This is a genomic window from Baekduia sp. (genome assembly GCF_035318805.1).
Lineage (GTDB): Bacteria > Actinomycetota > Thermoleophilia > Solirubrobacterales > Solirubrobacteraceae > Baekduia.
Window position 1 is genome coordinate 1 of the sequence record NZ_DATHDY010000067.1, and the last position, 20,681, is coordinate 20,681.

Sequence of the window (20,681 nt, forward strand, 5' to 3'; positions counted from 1 at the left end):
AGCTCACGTTCGCCAAGGGGGCTTCGCTGGAGGACCCGGTCGGCCTGTTCAACGCAAGCCTCGACGCAGGGACCAGGCGGGCGATCGATCTGCACGAGGCCGACACGATCGACGACGACGCGTTCAAAGCGCTGGTCCGCGCCGCAGCGTCGCTGAACGCGTCAGCGTGAGCCGTTCCGGTTACGCCTCGCTCGCGGCCAGCCAGCCTTAGGGCGGTCGTCAGCCCGAGGGCTCGCAGTGCCGCTTGTCATCCGGAGCGCAACCCGTCATCCACCTTCTGGCTGGTCTACGGGCGAGCAGGGGAGCGTGCACTGCCCTCGGCTGAGTGAGTTCCTTCTCCCGCTTCATGTTCACCTACCTGGCGCTAGTCAGCCCACCAGTCGCGCTGGCCATCGACGTCTTCGCGCGGAGCCTCGCCGAGATTGGGCGCGCCGATGACGAGGATCTCGAGGCCCTCCGGCCCGGCCTCGTAGCCTCGCCACGTACCGGGCGGGACGCGCACCGCGTCCCATTCCTTGAGCTCGACGATCTCGTCGTTGAGCTTCATCCGCCCGCTCCCGCGCACGACCACGTACACCTCCTCCTGCTTTTTGTGCGTGTGGCCGTACGGAAAGCGATAGCCGGGCGGGACGCGCTGGTAGCTCAGGCCGGATTCCTTGAGCTCGAGCGCCTCGGTCGCCAAGCGGAACTCCAGGTCCGGCGCGCCGTCAAGCCTGGACCCGACGTCCTCCAAGTCCTCCTTGAGGTTCCTAAGCGTGAACGGCACGGCGCAATCCTATGGCACCCCTGGTGTCCCCGACGAGCCGGAAAGTCCGCTTCAGAGCACAGATCTATAAGCGTTGAGCCGCGCGCCCACCGACTGCGTGATCAGCGAGTTTGTCGGCGGCGAAGAGCGGGCCGTCCAGCGGCAGGGGATCGCCGAGGGTAGCCCAGGTCGCGACACAACCCGGGGAAGTCTGCCTGCTGCGCGGGGCTGCCGACCTCCACGCGGGCCATAGCCGCCGCACCGGTGCCCCTCCCTGAGTCGAGGCGGCGGTGCGCCCACGCAACCTCAGGCGTCGTTGGCGACCCAGGTCTCCGGCGCGCCCTCGACGCCGGCGCCCTTCGCCGGGTGGACCTCCTCGCGCTGCCCCCCGGTGCGTGCGCTGTGGGATAGTCGCCCCTTGCTGCGACGTGTCGCGCGATGATCCACACCATGACGCGCTCGCACGAGCACGTCGCGAGCGCGTCGATCCGTAGTGCGCAGCTCTCGTTCGGTGCGGTGTGGGCGAGCGAGAGCGCCTTCATGGTCGGGCTCGCCGTCGTGGCGTTCCGGGACGGTGGCGTCACCGCGGTGGGCATCGTCACGGCCGCGCGGATGGCGGCGGCGGCGCTCCTCGCGCCGTGGCTGGCGACGGTCGCCGACCGGGTGCGCCGTGAGCGGGTCCTGACCGGCGTGGGGCTGATCCGGGCCGCGGCGCTGGGTGGCGCCGCGGCGGTCACCGCCGCCGGCGGCCCGACCGCCGTGACCTACGTCCTGGCCGTCGTCGCCACGGTCGCGCTGGCGCTGTTCCGGCCGGCGCACTCGGCCCTGCTGCCCGCGTTGTGCACGTCGCCGCAGCAGCTGACGCGCGCCAACGCGGTCCGCGGCCTGCTCGACTCGTCGGCGACGCTCGGCGGGCCCGCGGCCGCGGCCGTCCTGCTGGCGGTGAGCGGCCCGGCAGCCGTGTTCGGGGCGTGCGCGGGCGCGTCGCTGCTGGGTGGCCTGGTGGTGGTCGGGCTCTCCTACGACGCCCCGCCGCGCCCGGAGACCGCGGCCGGCGCCGGGCCCCGGGTTTTGCAGGGGTTCACCACCATCGCGGCCAACCGCGGGCTGGCGCTGATCACGGGGCTCGGCCTCGTGCAGACGTTCACGCGCGGCTGCCTGACCGTCCTCACCGTCGTGGTCGCCATCGACCTCCTGAAAACGGGCGACCCGGGCGTGGGCGTCCTGACGGCGGCCGTCGGGGCCGGCGGGATGCTCGGATCGCTCCTCGCATTCGGGCTGGTCGGGCGCGGCCGGCTCGCGCTCTGGTTCGGCGTCGGCGTCGCGCTCTTCGGGGCGCCGCTGGTCCTCGTCGGCGCCGTCCCCGAGCAGGCCCCGACGATCGTGCTGCTCGGCGTCGTCGGCATCGGCAACGCCCTGATCGACGTCGGGGGCTTCACGCTGCTCGCTCGCCTGGCCGACGAGACCGTCCTCGCGCGGATGTTCGCCGGCTTCGAGGCGATCCTCACGCTCGGGGTGGCGGCCGGGAGCCTCGTGACGCCGCTCGTCGTCGAGCTGCTCGGCGTCCGTCCCGCCCTCGTGGCGATCGGGCTGCTCGCGCCGCTGGCGGTCGCCGCCGGCCGGCCCGCGCTCCGGCGGCTCGACGCCGACATGCGCGTGCGCGACACCGACATCGAGGCCATGCGCGCGATCCGCATGCTGGGTGCGCTGCCGGTCGCGACGATCGAGCAGCTCGCCGGGGCGCTCGAGCACGCCGAGGTCGATCCCGGGCACACGATGTTCCGGCAGGGCGAGCGCGGCGAGTACTTCTACGTCGTGCGGTCCGGTCGCGTGGACGTGCTCCAGGACGGGCATGTCGTCAGGACGCTCGGCGCCGGGGAGTGCTTCGGCGAGATCGCCCTGTTGCACGACCAACCGCGGACCGCCACGGTGCGCGCCGCCGGCGACACGCGGCTGCACGTGAGCCGGCTGCGGCGCAGCGCCTACCTCACCGCCGTGACGGGCTATCCGGCCGCCGCGGCCGCAGGGGACGAGCTCGTGACGAGCCGGCTCGAGGCCGATGCCGAACGGCTTCTCCGCGCCGACGAGCGCTCAGTGCCCGGAGGCGACGCGGCGCGTGCGCCGGAGGCCGAGCATGTACGGCAGCCCGCGGCCGGCGACGTCGACGGTCCGCCCGAGCCGCTCGAGCCAGCCTGGATCCGGCAGCGGGGGGAGTGAGCCCGCGACCCCCTCGATGTCCGCGACGTACGTGAGCACGGGACCGATCCCCTCGAGGTCCTGCGGGAGCTCCTGCACCGGATCGAAGGCGGTCCCACCGGCCCGGTAGAGATCCTCGGAGAAGAGGACGTACTCCTGGGCCTCGACGGGGTTCTTCAGCAGCCGGTGGACGAGGATGACGTCGATCCCGACGAGCTTGCGCCGATCCCTGATGGTCTGGGTCGCGACCTCGCCGACGTGGGCGACGAACTTCAGCTTCAGGTTGTCGGCCTGCTCGCAGGCGTCGCAGGGGCAGAGGTTCGAGGCCACGTACCTGCGCTCGCGGTGGAACGCGCGGTGCATCGCCGCGACGACCCGGGTCATGGCGGCGGCCGTCGCGTCGTCGTCGAGGGCGTCGGCCCGGCGAGAGAGGAAGGCCGCGTCGCCTTCGATCTCGATCAGGTCGAAGTCGCCGGCCGCGTCGATGACCGCCTCGAGCAGCCTCGCGGTGTTGACCTCGGCGTGGGCGAGGCTCATCCGATGGGTCCGCATGTACTCGGTGTAGCCGCCGATGTCGGCGATCAGGAGGAGAGCACGTTCGGACGCCATGGAGGAGTGATCCTAGTCGGGAGCCCGCCCGGCCTGCTCGCGAATCGTGCGGCGCCCGTCGTAGGCCCCCCACCGGAATCCGGTCGGGTGGGGATCGGGCGCCAGCGGGGCCTGTGGCAAGTCGAGCGGGACGGCCTGGAGGTTGTACTCCGGCGGCGCGATGTCGTTCGGGGTGTCGGGATGGAACAGTGAGGCCAGGTACTGGAGCTGGCCGCGGCCCGGGCCCTGCTCGAACATCCCGCCGCCGTAGACGCCGATGCCGTGCGCCTCGCAATAGTCGTAGGTGTCGAGCACGGCTCGCATGCTGCCGAAGCGCGCGGGCTTGACGTTGAGCATGCGCGGCCGCCAGGCGAGCGCCTCGATGTCGGCGATCGCGTGGATCGGCTCGTCCCAGGTGATCCGGTCGCGATGGTGTTCGAGCAGGAGCTCCGTGCCGGGTGCGAGCGCCGGATCCTCGATCCACGTGTCGGGCAGCCCCTCGATCACGCGCCGGTACAGGCCGGCCTCCGGCTCCATGGCGACGTTGAGGTTGCGGTACGAGCCCTTCAGGTCGATGACGTCCACGCGCCCCAGGCGCGCCAGCTCGGCCACGAGGTCGTCGTCCCAGCTCGGCGTCGGGTCCAGCTTGAACCGCAGAGCCGGGTTCTGCCGCAGCCACCCGTAGAGCCCGAGCAGGCTCGGCGGGTCCCCGATCCGGACCGACGCCACGAAGTTGACCGGGCGGGCCCGGCGGCCGACGGCGTCCTGGAGCGAGAGGCCGTTCTGCCGCAGGGCGAGGTCGAGCGCCGCGCTCTCGAACGCCCACCGGCGGTAGAAGCGGGCGCTCTCGCGGATCGGCTGCACCGGGAACAGGTTGGCCAGGCCGAGCAGCGTCGAGAGCTCGTCGAACGTGCGGGCTCCGTGCAGCCAGCTCAGGTCACCGCCGCCCCGCAGCAGCTCGATCTGGTCGATCTGGTCCCACGTGACGTCCTCGCCCTCGCCGACATGGGACCCGCCGCCGAGGCGCACGACGAGCGAGACCTTCGTGAACCCGCTCGACGTGTCGCGCACGAGGGGCTGCAGCCCACAGCGGTCGATGACGAGCGGCAGCCCGGCGACGCGCGCGTAGGTCGAGACGGGTGCGGGCGGATCGGCGCTCGCGCCTTCTGCGACGCGAGGGGGGGTCACTTCTCGAGTCAAGTTCGGCCAATGCTCCCATGCGGACGGCGGCGAGACTCTACCGCGCCATGGGTGGACGGGCCGCCGACCGGCGCAGGAGATCACGCCGGCGTGATCACGCGCAGCGACGGGAGCAGGTCCGCGTACCGGGGCGATCACGCGTCAGCAACCTCCGACCGGAGATGGCCGCGTGGGCGGCAATAGAGAAATCGGGCAGCGGGGAGCGCTTCGGCGCGCTTCCGAAGTACTACGCCTGCGCCACCGCCGGGATCCGCGCCGCCCGCGCACGCCAGGTGATCCTGCCCAAGCTCGCCCTGCTGACCGAGTTCTCCTGAGACGACGTCAACCCCGACAACCTCCAGATCGTCGACCCGTCGCCAAGAGCAGGGTGTCCTGGACGTACTACCCAAAGAACCAGGGCCCTGACTCCCGAACCAGGGCCTGCTGTGGACGGCCGGCGACCCGGCCAGCGTCAAGGCCGACAAGCTCGACGCCCCAGCCGTGCCCTACGCCACCGCGATCGCCGGCACGCCGCGGTCGACCAGCCTGGACCGCCAGCGGCTGACGTACACGAGCACCGCGGTGCCCGGCTCCCAGCTGGCGGACGTCGTTCGACACGGTGGCCGAGGCCGAGTTCGAGCGCGCGAAGCTGGCCCTTGAGCAGAGTCGCAGCGGGCCTGCCGGACCCGCGGAGTCGATGACATTGACCGACTTCTGGCCGACCTACCACGCTGACGCGTGCCCGCGGCCTGCAGGAGGCGACGATCGCCAGTTACGAGGGCGTTCGGCGCCGGGCGGTCGAGCAGCACCTCGGGGACCGGCCGCTCGACGAGATCACGCCGCGCGAGATCTCGATGTGGCGGGTGGAGATGCAGCGAGCGGGCAAGGGACCCGAGGCCATCCGCGTGTCCATGATGTTGGTGCAGGCGATGTTCACCCTGGCGCTGGAGTGGGGTGAGGCGTCGTCGAACCCGGTGGCGCTGGTGCGCAAGGCGCGCTAGTGCCGACAGCGCGCGATCGACGTCATGGACCCCAAGTTGGTCGAGCGAGTGCGACGCTGGATGCTCGCCCGCGGCGACCTCTTCAGCGCGGCGCTCGTCAGCGTCTTGGCCTACTCGGGCATGCGACCCGGCGAAGCGCTGGCGCTCGAACGCCGGCACATCCGCAACGACACCATCTTGGTCGAGCAGGCCGTCGCCCGCGGTCGGATCAAGCTGCAGAAGACGGGGCGCGTCTACCGGACCGTCGATCTCCTGGCGCCGCTGCGCGACGACCTCGGCGCGTGGTTCGCGGCCCGCGGTCATGACGATCCAGACGCTCGCCTGTTCGCCCGCGACGACGGCGAGTGGTTCAAGGTCGACGACTGGAACAACTCGCGCAACCGTCACTTCTACGCGGCCTTCGATGGGGTCGAGATCGGCCGCCGGCGCCCCCCTACGACCTCCGCTACTCCTTCGTCTCACTGATCATCCGCGAAGGAGACCTCTCGATCGTCGAGCTTGCCGACCAGCTCGGTCACGCCGCGACGGAAACGCTGAAGACGTACGCGCACGTGTTCGCGGAGTACCGGCGCCAGCCTCGGGTTCCGTCCAACGGGTTAATCGCGGAGGCGCGTGACGCCGTCGATCCCTAGGCGCGGACCAAAGTGTCGGATCACGCGAAAGGAGCAGCGCGCCGGCCGATGGCGGCTCCCCCCGGCGCAGGAAGTGCCCAGATGCATGGAAGCGGCCGTTCGGCGCATAGGTGCGAGACTTTCGAGATGCCCGACTGGACGAAGAAGAACTTCGACGATCTTCGCGATGTCAGCCCGCGGGATGTCCAAATGCAGTGGCGGTTCGCGCGGGAGGCTCTGCGATCGCCCGAGCGCGGCGTGAGCCGCTTCACGTACGACCCAGGTGCCCGCATGCCGTGGGGTCACCGGCATCGTGTGCAGGAGGAGGCCTACGTCGTGGTCGCCGGGTCCGGATGTGCCAAGCTCGATGACGAGGTCGTCGAGCTCTCAGTGTGGGACGTGCTGCGCGTCGCTCCTGCAGTAGTCCGCTCATTCGAGGCCGGCCCGGAGGGTCTTGACGTGATCTGCATCGGTGGTCGGAAACCCAAGGGAGGCGACACCGAGCGGTTCGAGGACTTCTGGGACTGATCGGCCGACCGCCTCGCGGCGTGCGTTGCTAATCAGAAGAGCCGCGTAGGACGAAAGCAGCCGCCGGCGGTCGGCGTACTCGACCCGTGCTGCGCTGCTGGTTTGAGGCAGACGCGATAGCCGCGCCTGAGGCGCCCTCGCTGCCGCAATGGACGACGAGCGGAAGTCGCCCTGCATGGAAACCAGCAGTCGCTGCGGCGGGCGGCTCGCCACTGCTCGCAAGCGGAAGGGGAAGCGACGGTCTCGAGCGCCGCGCTCTCGGGACTTCACGCCCGCCGATCCCGTGCCTGTGCACCGCCCTCACCCCCGCGAGGCGTGCCGCGCTTCTGCTGGTCGGCGGTGTCAGTCCGACTCATCGCGGGCGCGCCCGTAGCGCTCGTAGATCACCCGCGAGCCGAACGTCCTGGTCTCGATCAGGTCCAGCGGGACGTCTTCGGTGACCGGCGGCAGGAACGGCGTGCCGCCACCGACGACGACCGGATAGCGGAACATGCGCAACTCGTCGACGAGGCCGAGCTCGAACGCCGCCGCGGCCAGGCCGGCGCCGCCGATCGAGACATCCTTGTCGGTCGCGTCGAGCGCTGCAGCGGCCTCCTCGGCCACCGACGCCTCGGCGAGCCGGGCGTTGCCCTGGACGCTGTCGAGCGTACGGCTGAAGACGACCTTCGGGATCGCGCACCAGACGTCGGCGAACGCGGCCCCGAGCTCGTTGTCGCGCATCGACGGATCCGTCTCCCACACCAGCATCGTCTCGTACAGCCTGCGCCCACACAGATAGCCGCCAAGCTCGCGTACCAGCGCGAGGTGGAAACGAAACAGCTCCTCGCTAGGGGGCGACCACCCGAACGCGCCCTCGCGGTCGGCGATGTAGCCGTCCACCGAGACGCTCATCGAGTAGATCAGCATGGGTTCAAGCTCGTCGCACGGCAGCGACGGGCGATGATCGTGACGATGTTCATCATTGAGCTTGACATCGGGCTCACCTACCTTCTGCAGTCTGCTCTGACACTAGCTCGTGACCAATCGCGAGACGCTACTCACCGTCCCCCGAAGCCGCGTGGGAGCTGTCGCTCGGCGTCTACCTCCTCGCCAAGGGCCTCAAGCCGTCTCCCATCCACTCTTGGAGGACGTCGAGATGGAAGTCCGGTCCGTTCGCCCGGCGCTGGCGGGGCCGTAGGGCGCAGCTACGCCAGCTCGGACCGCAGCACCGCCGCGACCGGCTGCCGGGCGCTGGCGCGCGCCGGGATCGCGGTCAGCGCCGTGACCACGACCACGGTGCCCGCCACGGTCGCCAGCAGCCACCACGCCGAAGGCGTCGGCGCGTCGTCCGGGCTCACCGCCGCGAAGAGTCCGAGGCCCGCGGGGATCCCGGCGATCGCGCCGGCCAGCGCGGGGAGGACCTGCGCGGCCGAGAGGCCGGCGGCGACCTGGCCCGGCGTCGCGCCGAGCGCGCGAGCAAGGGCGGACGTGCGGCGGGCGTCGAGCACCGTCGCCCAGGTGATGAAGACCGCGTTGACGGCCGCCTGCGCGACGAGCATCACCGCGATCAGCGCCAGCACGTCGCTCAGCCGGTCGGTGCGGGGATCGGCCAGGGCGGACGTCGTCCGCTGGGCGTCGAGCTGCGCGTGGGCGGAGAGCACGGCGACGATCCCGGCCACGGTGATCGTCGCGCCGGCCGCGCACAGCAGCGAGCGGCGCGGCCGGCGCCCGGCGACGCGCAGGCCGAGCAGCAACGGCACCGGCAGCCGCGCCGACAGCGCGATCAACCGGGCGCTGCGCCGCGGCGGACGGGCCGCGTCGCCCAGCGCGAGCACGGTGCTGACCCGTGCGGCGCGGACCGCGGGCACGAGCGTCGCGACGACCGCAACGGCCACCGCGACCGCGATCACGACAAGGACATCGACAACGCCGAACGGGATCCCGCCGGCGCCGCCGACCAGGCCGGCGCCGGGATCGGCGAGCGGAGGGGCGGTGAGGCGACCGATCGCCAGCCCCGCCGCGGCGGCGACCAGCGCCAGCACCACGTACTCGGCGAGCAGCACCGACGCGACCAGGCCCGGCGTGCCGCCGACGGCCTTCAGCAGACCGACGCGCCGCAGCTGGCCGGCCATCCGCCCGCCGACGAGCACGGCGACGCTGGCCAGCGCCAGCAGGCCCAGCAGCCAGCTTCCGGTCAGCAGCGCGCGCCGTTCGTTGCGCACGAGGTTGCCGGCGTTGTCGCTCAGCTGCGTCCAGGACTGCAGCATCGGGGGCGGCGGTGGCGGGACGGCCGGACGCGCGCCCGGCGGCGCGTTCAAGTTCAGGCTCTCGTTCTCGCTGGGCTCGTGCGCGGTGACGAACGCCGGGGCGCGCGCCGGATCGGCGAGCCGCAGGTTCATGATGTAGGACACGTTCTCCTGAGCCACCGCGAGCCGGCGGGCGTCGGCGCGGGTGAGCCAGACCAGGCCCGGGTGCACGACGTGCCCGTCGACCATCGAGCCGGCTGACGGGTAGGGCGACATCGCGGCGGTGACCGCGATCCCCGTGACGCGGAACGACCGGCCGCCGACCTTGACCGCGTCGCCCGTGTGGACGTCGAAGGCGTCGGCGAAGGCGCGCTCGACCACCACGCCGCCGTCGCGGACCCAGCGGCCGGCGGTCAGCTCGGGCTGGTCGAGCGTGGCCGGGGCGACGTCGCGTCCCTCGGCCTGGACCGCCGCGCGCGTGCCGTGCGCGGTCAGGGTGGTGTCGGCGAGCGTGTAGGGGCCGCTGTGCGCGACGACGCCGCGCGCCCGCGTCAGCGCGTTGAGCGCGGCGGGGTTCACAGACGCGTGGCTGCCGCCGACCGGCGTGCCGTTCGGGCCGGGCTCCGGCGGCGCGACCCGCGCGACCACGTCGGGCCCGGCGGTCGCGGCGCGGGTGCTCTTGTACGGCGTCTGGACCACGCCGTGCAGGACGAGGCCGAGCGTCAGCGTGGCGGTGGCAGCGGTGATCGTCGCCACCAGGAGCGCGGCCTGCGCCGGGTGCCGGCGCACGTCGCGTGCGGCGAGGCGCAGGACGAGCAGGATGCGGCCCATGGCGCTCAGCCCTCCTCGAGCCCGGCGAGCGCGCCGAGCCGCCCGGTCGAGCCGTGGGTCAGCCGGGTCTCCTCGACGAAGGCGCCGTCGCGCATCGAGATCAGCCGATCGGCGGTCGCCGCGATCCGCGCGTCGTGCGTGACGATCACGACCGTCTGGCCGGTCGCGCGCAGGTCGTCGAAGAGCCGCAGGACGTCGAGGGTCGCGGTGCTGTCGAGGTTGCCGGTCGGCTCGTCGGCCAGGACGAGCAGCGGCTCGTTGCTGAGCGCCCGCGCGACCGCGACCCGCTGGCGCTGACCGCCCGAGAGCGCGGACGGAAGATGCGCGGCGCGGTCGGTCAGCCCGACGCGGTCGAGCAGCTCGGTCGCCCGCCGTCGCGCGGTCCGCGGCGAGGCGCCGGCCAGCAGCGCCGGCAGCTCGACGTTCTCGATCGCGGTGAGCTCGTCCATCAGGTGGAAGGCCTGGAAGACGAAGCCGATCGCGTCGCGGCGCAGCCGCGCGAGCGCCCGTTCGCTGAGCTGGTCGATGCGCTCGCCCTGCAGGCGCACCTCGCCGGCCGACGGCCGTTCGAGGCCGCCGAGTAGGTGCAGCAGCGTCGACTTCCCGCAGCCGCTCGGCCCCATGATGGCCAGCGTCTCGCCCGCGGCGACCGCCAGCTCGACCGCGTCGAGCGCGTGCACGGCGCCCGTTCCCTGTCCGTAGTCCATCCGCAGCTCGTGCGTCTGCACGAGCGGTCGGCCGATGTCCATCAGTGTCCCTTCGTCGTCATGGAGCTCCAATAACGGGCGCAGGCCTCGAGCCACTGCAGGTCGGCCTGCAGCCGCAGCACCACGCCTTCGAGCAGGAGCCCGGCGACCGCGCCGTCGGGCTGGGCCAGCGCCGCCCGCTGCGCCTCGGCCAGGTTGGCCAGGACCGCGTGGCGCTGAACGTCGACGATCCGGACGGGATCGCCCAGGCCCGCCGTCGCGGCGGCGACCAACTTGAGGTGGAACTCGGCCGGCGCGGGCTTGGGCCAGCTCGTGTCGTCCAGCCACGCCATGACGCGCGCGCGCCCGTCCTCGGTGAGCTCGTAGACCTTGCGGTCGGGACGATCGGACTGGCCGACGTGCTCGGCGCGCACGAGCCCCGCCTTGTCGAGCCGCGCGAGCGTCACGTAGACCTGGCCGGCGTTGAGCGCCTCCGCCAGCGGGCCGAGCGCGAGCTGCAGGCGCGCGCGGAGCTGGTAGCCGTGCGACGCGTCCTTGGCGAGCAGCGCCAGCAGGATCTCCTGGACGACCCGCAGTTGATAGCCGTGCGACGGCTCCTTGCTTGCTGCGCCAACCGCTCGTGGCATCGAAAAGCGCCTCCTCTCTAACCGTTATCTAGCGCGAGACTAACGGTTATCCAGGAGCGGTGTCAAGCGCCCGACACGCCTTGACCATTTCTCTCGGGGCGTGCGGCAATTCCCCTGATCGTCATCTGCCAGTGTGCGGTGGCGCGGCCGGGAGTTGCACCGTGACGCGGAGCCCGCCGGCGGCCCGGGGGGTGAGGGTGAGGGTTCCGTCGTGCGCTTGGGTGATGCTCTTGACGATTGCCAGGCCGAGGCCGGCACCTGCGTGCTCGGTGCGTACGCGCTCGCTGCCGCGCTGAAACGGCTCGGCAAGTGTGGCGACCAGCTGCGGGGTGAGCTTCTCACCGGTGTTCTCGACGGTGAGCACCACGCTGTCGGGGTGAGCGCTGGTCGTGACCCACACGGTGCCCTGTTCAGGCAGGTTGTGGACGATGGCGTTGTGCACGAGGTTCGTAGCCATCTGCAGCAGGAGCGCGGGTGAGCCGATGGTGGGGGCCGCGTCGCCGGAGGTCTCGATGGTGACGCCGCGCTTTTCTGCGAAGGGGAGGAGCGTCTCGGTGGCTTCTTCGGCGATGAGGGACAGGTCGACGTGTTCTGGGGCGAAGGAGCGCTGGTCGGCGCGGCTGAGCATGAGCAGTGCTTCAGTGAGGTCGATCGCTCGGGTGTTGACGGCGTGGAGGCGGTCGACAAGCTCGCCGTTGTCGTGATTGCGATCGTTGCGGGCCACGTCGAGAAGCGTCTGCGTGATCGCCAGCGGGGTGCGTAGTTCGTGAGAGGCGTTGGCTGCGAACCTCTGCTGTTCGGCGACGTGCGCTTCGAGGCGCGCGAGCATGCTGTCGAAGGCGTCGGCCAGCTGGCGGAACTCGTCTCTGCGGCCCGGTAGCCGGATTCGGTGGGAGAGCGATCCGGCCGCAGCCGTGCGTGTGGCATCTGTGATGCGGGCAAGGGGGGCGAGCATTCGGCCGGCGAGAATCCACCCTCCCAGCAGGCCGAACACCAGCAGGAACGCCAACACTGCGGCTGCCCTCGGAGCGAAGACGTGCAGGAGGTTGGACCGGACGGGAAAAACACTATGAGGGCGGGTGTCGGCGTTGACGAGGAACGCACGATCGGGGACGTAACGCAGGAGGAACAGCCACACGGCGGCGAGCAACAGGGCGCCGGCGAGCATGAGGAAGCCGGCGTAGCTGAGGGTGAGCTTGAGGCGAACGCTCAAGCCAGGGGCTCTATCCACCGTCTCCTCCCCTGTGACCGGTGCCCGGCGCTGCGTCGATGCGGTACCCGGCGCCGGCCACGGTGGCGATGATCGCCGGTTCGCCGAGGCGTTTGCGCAGTGCCGAGACCGTGATGCGCACGGCGTTGGTGAACGGGTCTGCGTTCTGATCCCACGCCCGTTCCAGGAGCTCTTCGGCGCTGACGACACCGCCTTCGGCAGCGACGAGAACTTCGAGCACCGCGAACTGCTTCCGGGTCAGCGCGACGTAGCGGCCGTCGCGGTAGACCTCTCGGCGAAACGGATCCAGCCGCAGACCTACGATCTCTCGCACCGGCGGCCTGTTGTGTGCACGCCGGCGGTCGAGCGCTCTGAGACGGAGCACGAGCTCTTCGAGCTCGAACGGCTTGGTGAGGTAGTCGTCGGCACCGAGCCCGAACCCGGAGGCCTTGTCGTCGAGACGGTCGGCAGCGGTCAACATGAGGATCGGCATGCCGCTGCCGGAGGCGACGATGCGCTTGGCGATCTCGTCACCGGAGGGCCCGGGGATGTCTCGGTCGAGGACGGCGATGTCGTAGGCGTTGACGCTCAGGAGCTCCAGAGCGGTGGCACCGTCACCGGCGATGTCGGCCGCGATCGCTTCCAGGCGTAGGCCGTCGCGGATGGCTTCGGCCATATAGGGCTCGTCCTCAACGAGCAACACGCGCATGCTTTGGATGCTAGGGCTGGCGCATATCGTCGGCATATCGAAAACCACATACGTGCTGGCAACGCCACGCTGCCTTGAATGGCGGCGTGACCTACGGCGAACCAGCACGAGCAACGACCCGTCGGATTCGGATTCGCTGGATCCGTGTCGCCGGCCTGCTGGTCGTCATCGCGGCGATCGCCGCAGCCCTCGGCCACGAGTTGCCGGCGTCCTCGTCCTGGACGACGTCCTCGTCCTCGACGGCCGCACCAGCCATCGGCGTCCTGCGCAGTGAGCACCGTGGTGCGCTCGGCGAGGCTGACGGTGCCGTCCCCGAGGGCACGTCGGTCTACGACGACGAGATTCCAGGTGTGGCCAACCTTGATCCAGCTCTCCTCGGTGCCCTGCGCCAAGCGGCAACTGATGCTGCGGGCGACGGGGTCGAGTTCGTCGTCGACAGTGGCTGGCGTTCGCCGGCGTACCAGGAGCAACTCCTCCGCGAGGCGGTGTCGAAGTACGGCTCAGAAGAGGAAGCTGCCCGGTGGGTTGCCGCCCCCACGACGTCTGCTCACGTGTCGGGGCACGCGGTCGACATCGGGCCCTCCGATGCCGCGGCGTGGCTGTCCGAGCACGGCGCTGCGTACGGGCTGTGCCAGATCTACGGCAACGAACCCTGGCACTACGAACTGCGCCCCGACGCCGTCGATCACGGTTGCCCTCGCATGTACTCCGACCCTACGCAGGATCCGAGGATGCAGCGGTGACCAGCAAGCGCCCGCAAAGAACCGCTCTCAACGCATTCCTCACACATATGGAGCAAACATGAGTAGAAAACGGCCGTTGGCCGCCCTTGGGCTGGTCGCCCTGATCAGCCTGATCAGCGCGGGCTGTGGTTCGAACGCACCTTCCGAGACCGGCTCCGGCAGCTCGGGCGGCGCTCGTACCACGAGCACCGCCCGTGAGAAGGCGCTGAAGTTCGCGCAGTGCATGCGCGACAACGGTGTCAGCGCGTTCCCGGACCCGGACGCGTCGGGCGAGTTGACCATCGATGGGATAGCGAACGGCTCGTCGCTGGACCCGAACACCGCGGCGTTCAAGAAGGCCATCAGCGCGTGCAAGGACCTGCAGCCATCGGGGTTCACGGGTCACAAGAGGAGCGCCGAGCAGCAGAAGACTGCCCTCAAGTTCGCCCAGTGCATGCGCGACAACGGCGTGGAGGACTTCCCGGACCCCACCCCGGATGGGCCACTCATCGACACGACTCGAATCGCATCCACCGAAAGGAACGGTGGTATGAGCATTCTCAACGCCGCGATACAGAAGTGCGGCGCTGCCTTCTCTGACAAGCTGGGGCTGCGGGGCCAGTGAAGCGCAAGACGTGGGTGCTGGCCGGAGCGGGCGTCGTGGTTGTGGCAGCCGTCATCGGCGGCGTGGTCGTGCTGTCCGGCGCTGATCACACGACCTCGGCCGCGCAGGCGTCGCCGGCGAGCACGATGCAAGTGGTCAAGGGCAAGCTCTCGGCCGCGGTCTCCCAGGACGGAACCCTGACCTACCGGGCGCGGCCGGATGGTTCGCCCTACGCCGTGGTCAACCAGGCGCGCGGCGTCTACACCAGGCTGCCCGACACCGCGACCAAGGTCGACTGCGGCGGCATTCTCTACCGGGTCGACGAGCACCCGGTGCTGCTGCTGTGCGGCACAGTCCCGGCCTACCGCGCGCTCCACACGGGCGATGCGGGCCAGGACGTCCGACAGCTCAACCGCAACCTGCACGAGCTCGGCTACGACGCCAAGGCCCATGTCCACATCGACCCCGCCGACAACGACTTCACCGTGAAGACCGCGAAGGCGCTCGAGGTGCTCCAGCGCAACAAAGGCGTCTACGTGACCGGAGCGCTGGCCAGTGGTGACGCGGTCTTCCTGCCCGAGGCGGTGCGGATCGCCAAGGTCAGCGGCGAGCCCGGTGGGCCCGCCCGGCCAGGTGCGCAAGTCCTGAGCGTCACGTCCGACACGCTGCACGTGCAGGTCGACCTCGACCCGTCACAGCAGGGCCAGGTCAAGACCGGGAATCGAGCGCAGATCACGCTGCCGGGCAACACGACGGTCACGGGCAAGGTCGTCGGTTTCGGACGAACCGCCCAAGCCCCCGCTGGGCAGGACAGCAGCGCCGCGGACGCGACCATCCCCACCTCCATCAGCCTCGACGACCCGGGCAAGGCACGCGGGCTCGACCGCGCCCCCGTCCGGGTGCAGATCACCACCAAGGGCGTGGACGATGCCCTGAGCGTCCCGGTCACCGCGCTGGTCGGCAAGTCCGGCGGCGGGTTCGCGGTCGAGGTGGTGCGCGCCGGCGAGCGACGCGAGCTGGTCGCCGTGGAGCTTGGCCTGTTCGACACCGCAGACGGGCGAGTCCAGGTCGAGGGCGATCTTCGCGAAGGCGATCACGTCGTGGTGCCGTCGCTATGAGTGGCGAATCAGTTCTGGAACTGGATGGGGTGACCAAGGTCTACGGTGAGCAGCCGCCGGTGGCCGCCCTGCGAGGCGTGTCCTTTTCCGTCCGGCACGGCGAGCTGGTGGCGATCGTCGGGCCCTCCGGGTCGGGCAAGTCCACGCTCCTGCACGTCATGGGGACCCTGGAGCGGCCCACCAGCGGCGTGGTCCGGATCGGTGGCGTCGACGCGGCGCGGCTGAGCGACCGCGAGCTGTCGCAGCTGCGGGCCCGGGAGATCGGGTTCGTCTTCCAGCAGTTCTTCCTGGCCGAGCATGCGACGGTGCGGGAGAACGTCGCGGACGGGTTGCTCTACGCCGGCGTCGCCGCCGCCGAGCGGTACAGGCGCGCGGAGGAGGCGCTCGAACGGGTCGGCCTCTCCGCACGCGCGAGCTTCAAGCCCACCAGGCTCTCCGGAGGGGAGCGCCAGCGGGTGGCGATCGCCCGGGCCCTCGTCGGGCGTCCGGCGATCGTTCTCGCCGACGAACCGACCGGGAACCTCGACAGCACCACCGGCGCATCGATCATGGAGCTCATCCGCGAGCTCAATGCCGCCGGCGCCACCATCATCATGATCACGCACGACGCGGGCCTCGCCGACCAGTTGCCCCGCCAGATCCGGATGCTGGACGGCCAGGTGGTCGCCGATACCCGCCGCGATCTTGTGGCGGGGGCGAAGGGGCAGACGCCATGAGCGCCAAGGGCGGGCGGTTGCGGCTGAAGGACGGGCTGCGGGTGGCGAGCGTCGGGCTGCGCTCCCGGCCGCTGCGCGCCGCGCTGTCCGCGCTTGGGATCGCGATCGGAACGGCGGCGATCGTGGCGGTCCTCGGGTTGTCGTCCTCCTCGCAGGCCGGGCTGCTCGCGGAGATCGACCGGCTCGGCACGAACCTGCTGACCGTCGAGGCCGGACAGAGCCTCACCGGGGGGCCGGCGAAGCTGCCCCGCGAAGCGCCCGGGCGGATCACGCTCCTGGACAACGTCCAGCTGCTGGCGCACACCGGCCTGATGAAGGACGAGAAGGTCTACCGGAACTCGATGATCCCGGTGGGCAACACCGGTGGCCTTCAGGTGCGGGCCACCAGCCTGAACCTGCTGTCCGTGCTCAACACGGGCGTCGCACGCGGCAGCTGGCTCAACGCGGGCACCGCCCGCGAGCCGGTCGCGGTGCTCGGCTCGGCCGCCGCGGAACAGCTGGGCATCGACCGGGTCCACCCTGATCAGCGGATCTGGCTGGGCGGCCAGTGGTTCAATGTCGCGGGCATTCTGAAGCCCTCGCCACTGGCGTCCGAAATCGACAACAGCGCGCTCGTCGGGTATCCGGCCGCCCGGACGTACCTCGGCTATGTCAGCATCGTCCGCGGCGAGCAGAAGGCCGGCCCGCCGAGCTCGATCTACGTGCGCGCCGCCACCGGTCACGAGGCGGCGGTGCAGTCGCTGCTGGGGCAGACCGCCAACCCCGAAGCACCCAACGAGGCGAACGTCAGCCAGCCGTCCGACGCGCTCACCGCCCGGGCCGCCGCGGCGGGGGCGTTCGACAGCCTCTTCCTCGGGCTCGGGGTGGTGGCACTGATCGTCGGGGCCGTCGGCGTCGCCAACATCATGATCATCTCGGTGCTGGAACGCCGCTCGGAGATCGGCCTCCGTCGCGCCCTTGGCGCGACGAAGGCCCAGATCCGGACCCAGTTCCTCGCCGAGTCGATCCTGCTCGCCGTCATCGGCGGCGTCGTCGGCGTGCTGGCCGGTGCCGCGGCAACGGCCGTGTACGCCAGCTCGAAGAGCTGGGCCGTCGTGATCCCCGTCGAGGCATGGTCGGGCGGCATCGCCTCGGCCATCCTGATCGGCGCGTTCGCCGGCCTGATGCCGGCCGTTCGAGCGTCTCGGATGCCGCCCACCGTGGCATTGCGAACGGCATGAGCGGGAAGTGGATCTCTGTCGGGAGGCCACACCCCGATGCATGTGGATACGAGCACTCTCTCAGTCCGCATGGTGTGGTGCGAGTAGACGCTGCCCGGCGGCTGGGGCTAGCATCGGCCCGTGCTGTGGTTGCTGGGATTCGAGTAGCTGTTGAAGACCGCGTGGCGTGCCACAGCAGTGACGGCGCTGGCGATGTCGGCCGGGTTGCTTGCGGCGGGATGCGGCGAGGATGCGCCCCGCGCCACGGCGGCGCAGGCTGACGACGTGGTCTTCGCCGCCTCGCGTGGATTGACCGTCAACCTGGCGCCCGGGTGGCAGGCGACGCGGGCAAGCCTCACGCCGCATCTCACCGATCCACGCGAGGTCTTGAGCGTCGCCACTTTCCCCTTGGGCTATCGACCCACGGACTGCGCGCACGTAGCTGGGAGCGCGCTGGAAGACCTCGGGCCTACCGACGCGTTCATCACGCTGCAGGAACGCGGGACGGATCCCGGCTCGTCCTGGGCTGACTTCCCGCCGCGGCCGGGGCATTTCGGTCCCCAACTCGGCGGTGCCTCGGAAGCATCGGCATGTGTGCCCAGCGCCCGGTTCGTCGATCACTGGTTCGGGTTCACCGATGGTGGCCGACACTTCCACGTCGAGGTTGCGTTCGGTCCGGAGGCCTCTGCGGCGACGCGGGACCAGGCCTGGGCCGTCCTCGACAGCCTTCACGTTGATCCCAGTGTACGGCCGGGCTGGCGTTCATCTGGTTAGGGCGATCCACGCCTCTCCGACGGCGTCCCGCCCATCGCGTGGCTGCATTGGACTGCGATGTAGAGCAGGGGTTGCAAAAGGCCCGGCAGCTCGGCGGTGCGGTGCGGTGCGACGCGCGCGTAGATGACCTCGTAGACCCCGCCGACCACCGTCTCGGCGGTCAGCGCCGACACGGGCGGGGGACTGTCCCCCCGCCGACACGATCACCGGTGAGCGCGATGCCTCAGGCGGCGCCAGGAACTGCTTGAAGTCCGCCATCGCACGCATCCGTCGCTCGAGCGCCTGTGGCCCCGCGGCGACCGCCTCGACGATGCACACATGCGCGATCTCGGGCTCGCTGGCCATGAGGTTCAGGGAAGGCGCCCAAGCCACGGCGGACCTTCGCTCAGCGCAGCGTGATCGTCCGCGTCGTCGTGCGCGTGCCGTGCACGATCCGCAGCGTCAGCCTGGCGCCCTTCAGACGCGCGGCGCGCTTGCGTGCGGTGGCGTTGAGGCGCAGGCGAAGCTTGACGGTGCCGGCGCGGGTCGCGCGCGCCGATCCGGTCGCCACGACGATCGGCTTGCCGCGCCGCCCGAGGCGCCGCGCCGGAACCGTGGCGGTCACCCGGACCGTCCCGGGCGCACCGACCTTGACGGTCACCACGATGCCGCGGGCAAGCGCGCTCGCCGTGACACGGGCGGGGAGGGTCGCGACCGGCGCCGCGCCTGGGGCGGGCGAGCCCGGCGTCGGCGTCGTGCCCGAAGGGGTCGTGCCCGAAGGGGTCGTGCCGCCGCTGGGAGTGCCGGGGGTCGTCCCGCCGCCACCTCCGCCCGGCGGCGCCTCGGCCGGCGGCGGCGCGGGCAGGAATCCGCTCAGGCCCGCCCCGCCGATCGCCCCGTGCTGCGCGCTGGCCGAGATCACCACCGGTGCGGTCGGGAGCACGCACGGGTCCGCGCTGGTGGTCGGCGTCCCGGCGACCTTCAGGCCCTGGTCGTCGTCCCACGCGATGTGCTTGGCGTCCATCGACAGGGAGACATCGTGCGCGACGCCGGTGGTGGGCAGGTAGCAGTCGACCGCCGCCGGGGCCGACGGTGACGTGTCGACGCCCTGGATCGCCAGGACGCCGATCTTGCCGACGGCCTGCGTGCCCCCGTTCCACTGCTCCAGCTCGAACGCCGCGAGCTGGCCGTTGGCCGCCACGTCGGTCCGGCGCTGCTCGAGCCCGGTTCCGGACGTGTCGAGCCACGGGTCGAAGTCGGGGCCGTAGGGCGCAGCGGCCGCCTGCTGGACGCTCACCGTGTTGCCGGAGGCGGCGACGATCCGGCCGCCGAACAGGGATGGGTAGCGCTGGCCCGAGACGTGGATCGGCTCGAGCACGCTGTTGGTCGCCGGCCGAGCGTAGATGCCGGTCTGGAAGCTGATCGGGCAGCAGCCGCTGCTGTTCGAGAAGCCGTAGACGAGGTGCTTGCCGTCGGCGGTGATGTCGAAGCCGAGCGGATAGACGTAGACGGCCCAGCCCGACGGCGCGTTCAGTGGTCCCTCCACCGTCGAGCTGCCGTCCGGCTCCCAGATCTTGAACCAGGAGAAGCGCGAGATCCGGCCGGGGACGTTGCGCACCGCGACGATGCGCCCGCCGTCGGACTGCGCGATGTCGAGCCACTTCTCGGTCTGGCCGTCGCTGTTGACGACGGGCGATGCCAGCCGGGCCTTCTGCGTCCCGTCCAGCGACGACACCCAGGCCTCGCCGTTGTCGATGTAGGCGACGGACGCGGCGCCGGCACCGGCGGGAGCGTCCAGCGCCACCGCGGTGACGCACAGCAGGATCGCGCGGCGCGCGTGGGCTGACACGGCGAGATGCATGGACATCCACGCAAGCACGTCGCCCAACCGCCCGCATCCGTGATTCCACGGATCCGCGCCGGCGGCGTGCCCGGCGCAACCTCTGGGCCGGCCGGGCGACCAGGCACACTGCTCCGCCCGATCACGGTGTCCCGACGCACAGGCCCCACCGTCCGTCACGCCGCTTGGCGGCGCACTGAGACGCGTTCATAGTCTCACGTGCTGGTCAGATGAGGCCCTGATTTGCGCCCGTAGTGGCGGCGGCGAGAACCGCCGCACACGACGGCTGAAGGCCTCTTTCGCTGCTGCCAGCTCGTTGCGAGAGGAGCTGTTCATGTCATGTGATTTCGAGAGCCCGCGCTCCACCCCAACCGGTTCGCTGCCCGGGCCGTCACGGCGCGTGGTCGTCGAGCCGATCCGGCGGCCGGTCACTGCGCCGACTCCGTCCCGCCGGCCGGCGCCCGAGCCGCCCGCGGAGCCACGGCCTGAGCCCGATCGCGAACGCGAGCCCGCGACGCGCTGATGGGCGTGCGAGTCGCGTCGCACGTGCCCGCCCCAGACCTGATCGACCCC

At 71.1% G+C, this 20,681-nt stretch carries 22 protein-coding genes and 1 pseudogene; 12 read left to right on the forward strand and 11 right to left on the reverse strand.

Annotated elements, in window-relative coordinates:
- The coding region (locus VK501_RS15710) for a DUF1801 domain-containing protein (RefSeq protein WP_324338972.1) at positions 1-170 on the forward strand (170 nt) is incomplete at its 5' end.
- Between the two features lie 194 nt (positions 171-364).
- Here VK501_RS15710 and VK501_RS15715 read toward each other — a convergent pair.
- Positions 365-766: a cupin domain-containing protein gene (locus VK501_RS15715; RefSeq protein WP_324338923.1), complete on the reverse strand. Its 402-nt coding sequence runs from the start codon at positions 764-766 to the stop codon at positions 365-367.
- Positions 767-1,195: 429 nt separating this feature from the next.
- On the opposite strand from VK501_RS15715, the pseudogene VK501_RS15720 reads away from it, so the two are divergent.
- Positions 1,196-2,689: pseudogene (locus VK501_RS15720) on the forward strand (MFS transporter); the annotation flags it as partial.
- Between the two features lie 147 nt (positions 2,690-2,836).
- Here VK501_RS15720 and VK501_RS28785 read toward each other — a convergent pair.
- Both VK501_RS28785 and VK501_RS15730 read right to left on the reverse strand, forming a co-directional pair.
- Positions 2,837-3,550 carry a DUF2652 domain-containing protein gene (locus tag VK501_RS28785; protein ID WP_349261025.1) on the reverse strand — a complete coding sequence of 238 codons (714 nt, stop codon included), beginning with the start codon at positions 3,548-3,550 and terminating at the stop codon, positions 2,837-2,839.
- A gap of 12 nt (positions 3,551-3,562) precedes the next feature.
- Positions 3,563-4,717, reverse strand: coding sequence for a hypothetical protein (locus tag VK501_RS15730; RefSeq protein ID WP_324338927.1), 1,155 nt, complete (start codon positions 4,715-4,717; stop codon positions 3,563-3,565).
- A 173-nt stretch (positions 4,718-4,890) separates the two neighbouring features.
- Between VK501_RS15730 and VK501_RS15735 the strand changes: the two genes are divergently transcribed.
- The 4 genes from VK501_RS15735 (at position 4,891) to VK501_RS15750 (ending at position 6,848) form a co-directional block, all read left to right on the forward strand.
- The gene (locus VK501_RS15735; RefSeq protein ID WP_324338929.1) at positions 4,891-5,043 is read left to right on the forward strand and encodes a hypothetical protein; all 153 of its coding nucleotides are present in this window, start codon (positions 4,891-4,893) and stop codon (positions 5,041-5,043) included.
- Between the two features lie 528 nt (positions 5,044-5,571).
- Positions 5,572-5,709 carry a hypothetical protein gene (locus VK501_RS15740; protein WP_324338930.1) on the forward strand — a complete coding sequence of 46 codons (138 nt, stop codon included), beginning with the start codon at positions 5,572-5,574 and terminating at the stop codon, positions 5,707-5,709.
- 24 nt (positions 5,710-5,733) lie between these two features.
- Positions 5,734-6,174 (forward strand): hypothetical protein, encoded by a 441-nt coding sequence (locus VK501_RS15745; protein ID WP_324338932.1) that lies wholly within the window; start codon positions 5,734-5,736, stop codon positions 6,172-6,174.
- A 293-nt stretch (positions 6,175-6,467) separates the two neighbouring features.
- A complete protein-coding gene (locus VK501_RS15750) occupies positions 6,468-6,848 on the forward strand; it encodes a cupin domain-containing protein (RefSeq protein WP_324338934.1) in 381 nt (126 codons plus the stop codon).
- Positions 6,849-7,190: 342 nt separating this feature from the next.
- Here the strand turns inward: VK501_RS15750 and VK501_RS15755 are convergent, their stop codons facing one another.
- The 6 genes from VK501_RS15755 to VK501_RS15780 form a co-directional block, all read right to left on the reverse strand.
- Entirely contained in the window at positions 7,191-7,754 is a 564-nt protein-coding gene (locus VK501_RS15755; RefSeq protein WP_324338936.1) for a dihydrofolate reductase family protein, read from the reverse strand.
- Between the two features lie 278 nt (positions 7,755-8,032).
- A complete protein-coding gene (locus tag VK501_RS15760) occupies positions 8,033-9,904 on the reverse strand; it encodes an FtsX-like permease family protein (RefSeq protein WP_324338938.1) in 1,872 nt (623 codons plus the stop codon).
- Positions 9,905-9,909: 5 nt separating this feature from the next.
- The gene (locus VK501_RS15765) at positions 9,910-10,653 is read right to left on the reverse strand and encodes an ABC transporter ATP-binding protein (protein WP_324338939.1); all 744 of its coding nucleotides are present in this window, start codon (positions 10,651-10,653) and stop codon (positions 9,910-9,912) included.
- Positions 10,653-11,237, reverse strand: coding sequence for a PadR family transcriptional regulator (locus tag VK501_RS15770; protein ID WP_324338940.1), 585 nt, complete (start codon positions 11,235-11,237; stop codon positions 10,653-10,655). The genes VK501_RS15765 and VK501_RS15770 overlap by 1 nt, the downstream gene beginning before the upstream one ends.
- 121 nt (positions 11,238-11,358) lie before the next feature.
- Complete coding sequence (locus VK501_RS15775) at positions 11,359-12,468, reverse strand: HAMP domain-containing sensor histidine kinase (protein WP_349261026.1); 1,110 nt, start codon at positions 12,466-12,468, stop codon at positions 11,359-11,361.
- Positions 12,461-13,156, reverse strand: a complete 696-nt coding sequence (locus tag VK501_RS15780; protein WP_324338974.1) for a response regulator transcription factor — start codon at positions 13,154-13,156, stop codon at positions 12,461-12,463. Before VK501_RS15780 ends, VK501_RS15775 begins: the two co-directional genes overlap by 8 nt.
- An 86-nt stretch (positions 13,157-13,242) precedes the next feature.
- Between VK501_RS15780 and VK501_RS15785 the strand changes: the two genes are divergently transcribed.
- From VK501_RS15785 to VK501_RS15810, 6 genes are all read left to right on the forward strand, one after another.
- Entirely contained in the window at positions 13,243-13,899 is a 657-nt protein-coding gene (locus VK501_RS15785) for a M15 family metallopeptidase (RefSeq protein ID WP_324338943.1), read from the forward strand.
- Positions 13,900-13,957: 58 nt separating this feature from the next.
- Complete coding sequence (locus VK501_RS15790; protein WP_324338945.1) at positions 13,958-14,503, forward strand: hypothetical protein; 546 nt, start codon at positions 13,958-13,960, stop codon at positions 14,501-14,503.
- Entirely contained in the window at positions 14,500-15,600 is a 1,101-nt protein-coding gene (locus VK501_RS15795) for a peptidoglycan-binding protein (protein ID WP_324338947.1), read from the forward strand. The genes VK501_RS15790 and VK501_RS15795 overlap by 4 nt, the downstream gene beginning before the upstream one ends.
- Positions 15,597-16,316, forward strand: coding sequence for an ABC transporter ATP-binding protein (locus VK501_RS15800; RefSeq protein WP_324338949.1), 720 nt, complete (start codon positions 15,597-15,599; stop codon positions 16,314-16,316). The genes VK501_RS15795 and VK501_RS15800 overlap by 4 nt, the downstream gene beginning before the upstream one ends.
- Complete coding sequence (locus tag VK501_RS15805) at positions 16,313-17,536, forward strand: ABC transporter permease (protein ID WP_324338951.1); 1,224 nt, start codon at positions 16,313-16,315, stop codon at positions 17,534-17,536. The genes VK501_RS15800 and VK501_RS15805 overlap by 4 nt, the downstream gene beginning before the upstream one ends.
- A gap of 177 nt (positions 17,537-17,713) precedes the next feature.
- Positions 17,714-18,289, forward strand: coding sequence for a hypothetical protein (locus VK501_RS15810; protein ID WP_324338953.1), 576 nt, complete (start codon positions 17,714-17,716; stop codon positions 18,287-18,289).
- On the opposite strand, the gene VK501_RS15815 is transcribed toward VK501_RS15810, so the two are convergent.
- Together VK501_RS15815 and VK501_RS15820 are read right to left on the reverse strand one after the other, a co-directional pair.
- A complete protein-coding gene (locus VK501_RS15815; RefSeq protein WP_324338955.1) occupies positions 18,286-18,462 on the reverse strand; it encodes a hypothetical protein in 177 nt (58 codons plus the stop codon). The two genes, VK501_RS15810 and VK501_RS15815, sit on opposite strands and share 4 nt — an antisense overlap.
- A gap of 212 nt (positions 18,463-18,674) precedes the next feature.
- Entirely contained in the window at positions 18,675-20,129 is a 1,455-nt protein-coding gene (locus tag VK501_RS15820) for a hypothetical protein (RefSeq protein WP_324338957.1), read from the reverse strand.
- Between the last annotated feature and the right edge of the window lie 552 nt (positions 20,130-20,681).